This window comes from Aquiflexum sp., from assembly GCF_041749095.1.
Taxonomy (GTDB): Bacteria; Bacteroidota; Bacteroidia; order Cytophagales; family Cyclobacteriaceae; genus Aquiflexum.
Genome location: NZ_JBGTCA010000567.1, coordinates 1 through 2432, shown reverse-complemented (window position 1 = coordinate 2432; position 2432 = coordinate 1). Strand labels below are relative to the sequence as shown.

Here is a 2432-nt window from a genome sequence, read left to right as displayed (position 1 = left end):
ACTTAACCAATTAAAAATTATTAGTTATGAACCAATCCCTAAAATTTAATGACCAGGGAAATTCACAGTTTTTTGTGACCATTAAAAACAGAGTTGATACATATTTCAAAGAAAATAATATTTCCAAAAACGCCAACGCAGAGATGATTTGGAAAACAGTCCTATATCTTGGTTCCTGGATAGGCCTGTATTTTGTGATTTTATTGGAGTTTTTCCCCACTTATGTCAATTTCTTTCTGGCCATCATCTTGGGTATGAATATGGCCTTTATCGGTTTCAATGTTTGCCATGATGCACTTCATGGTTCTTATTCCAAACATGCCTGGATCAATAAATCTCTTGGTTTTATTTTCCATTTTATTGGAGCTAATGTATATGTATGGACTATCACCCATAATAAGGTTCATCATACTTACACCAATATAGTAGGGCATGATGGTGATTTGGATGTTGCACCGGGCATGGTCAGGGTGACTCAGGATGAGCCATTGAAACCTTTCCATAAGTTCCAGCATATCTATGCATTTGCACTGTATTCATTGGCCTCCTTATCTTGGTTTTTCAGAAAGGACTACGTAAAGTTTTTCCAGAAAAAAATCGGTTCACATGTAAACAAACATCCCAAAATCGAGTATTTCAACCTGTTCTTTTACAAGTTGATGTATTATGGGATATATATAGTCATTCCATTGGTAGTAATGGACATTACTTGGTGGCAATTTGCAATCGGGTTTCTGGTGATGAATTTTGCGGAAGGTTTGGTTCTCGGCCTTGTATTTCAATTGGCCCACTTGGTGGAGGATACGGATTTGCCCATTCTTAAGGAGAATGAAAACATAGAAGAATCTTGGGCCGAACACCAAATGAGGACTACGGCAAATTTTGCAAGAAAAAGTAAAATCGCAGCTTTTCTGTGTGGAGGGTTAAATTTTCAAGTGGAGCACCATCTTTTTCCAAAAGTCTGTCACATACATTATCCTGCCATTTCAGACATTGTCAAGAAAACTGCACATGAATTTGATCTGCCCTATAATGAAAATGATACTTTTATGAGTGCGTTAAAGTCTCATTATCTATTCTTAAAGAACGCAGGTAGGAATGAAGAAATAGCAGAACCTATACTTTCCTCAAGGGAAAGGGAAATGGTTGCCTGATCCTGTTTTTATTCATGAAGTTCGTGAATGATTTCTCTGAACATTCCGACACCAACGGGGATGAGTTCATCAGGGAAATCATAATTTGGTTCATGCAATTGAGGTTGTTTCTTCCCTGATCCCAGTCCAAAAAGCAAGGTTTTGGTTTGGCTTGAAAACAACCCAAAATCCTCAGACCATCTGAAAGGTATGCGGATGTGCTTGGTTTTGAGCTTGAGTTTTTTTGCAGCTTCATTGCCAAGATTCCAGGCATCTTCGTCATTGTGGGTGGCAGCAAAACTTTCTGTAAATTCAAAAGTGACACCAAGGCCATATTCTTTGGCGATTTGAGCCATGAGCTTTTCTGCGTATGAGACCAAGAGATCCCTCGTTTCATTTTCGTGTGCTCTTAAAGTAGCCCTCACATACGCCTCACCGGGGGTTGTACCGAAAGCTATTTCACCCAATTGTGCATGAATGACTGTGACCAAAGTAAATTTTTTCATCGCATCAGGAAGTCTTTCCAATGCCACTATGGTTTTGGCCATGGCTTCAGCCGGACTATTGCCTGCCTCAGGATGGGCCGAATGTGAGTTTCTTCCTTTTAAATGAACGGTCATACCAACCGAAGCTGCTGCAAAAGCTCCCTTCTTTAGAATAATCTGCTTGCTGTCAAATGTGGGTAAGTTGTGAAGCGCAAAAGCATAATCCGGATTGATGGCCTTGAACTTCGGATCTTTGAGGATTGCTTCAGCTCCTGCGCCCGTTTCTTCTGCCGGTTGGAACAACAAAACCACTTTCCCTTTAGAGGGAGGGTTTTTGGAAAGGTGAATGCCCAAGCCACTGATGATGGCCATATGCCCATCATGTCCGCAGACATGTGATTTACCTGCAACTGTGCTGGCATGTTTGATGTTGTTTTCTTCTTTGATGGGCAAGCCGTCCAATTCACAACGGTATAGAGAAACCGGGCCATCCTCTCTTCCTTCATAAATAATAGCCAAACCATGTCCTCCAAGTTTTTGAATTACCTTACTTGGATTTAAGTCTTTGAAAAATGTCAAAACCCTTTTTGAAGTTTCTTTTTCCTCACCTGATATCTCCGGATATTGGTGTAAAGTTTTTCTGAATTCTATGAGGGTTTTAATTGTATCTTTTTCCATGGTTTTTTGTATTTCAAAAATAGAGGAATGCAACTACCTTAAATGACAAAATATATAGGCGGAATGTTCCATTAAATTACAAGGAAGATTTTAGTCCCGAAATAATAAGGATAAGATATTAGATTTGTGACTTTGA

General features: G+C 39.4%; 2 protein-coding genes. One reads left to right on the top strand and one right to left on the bottom strand.

Features of this window, described 5'->3' with window-relative positions; all coding sequences use genetic code 11:
• The first annotated feature begins 26 nt into the window (after positions 1 to 26).
• A complete protein-coding gene (locus ACEW8O_RS25270; RefSeq protein WP_373497408.1) occupies positions 27 to 1154 on the top strand; it encodes a fatty acid desaturase in 1128 nt (375 codons plus the stop codon).
• Between the two features lie 8 nt (positions 1155 to 1162).
• Here ACEW8O_RS25270 and ACEW8O_RS25265 read toward each other — a convergent pair whose 3' ends face one another.
• On the bottom strand, positions 1163 to 2296 hold the full coding sequence (locus ACEW8O_RS25265) for an amidohydrolase (RefSeq protein WP_373497407.1): 1134 nt from the start codon (positions 2294 to 2296) through the stop codon (positions 1163 to 1165).
• Positions 2297 to 2432: the final 136 nt, after the last annotated feature.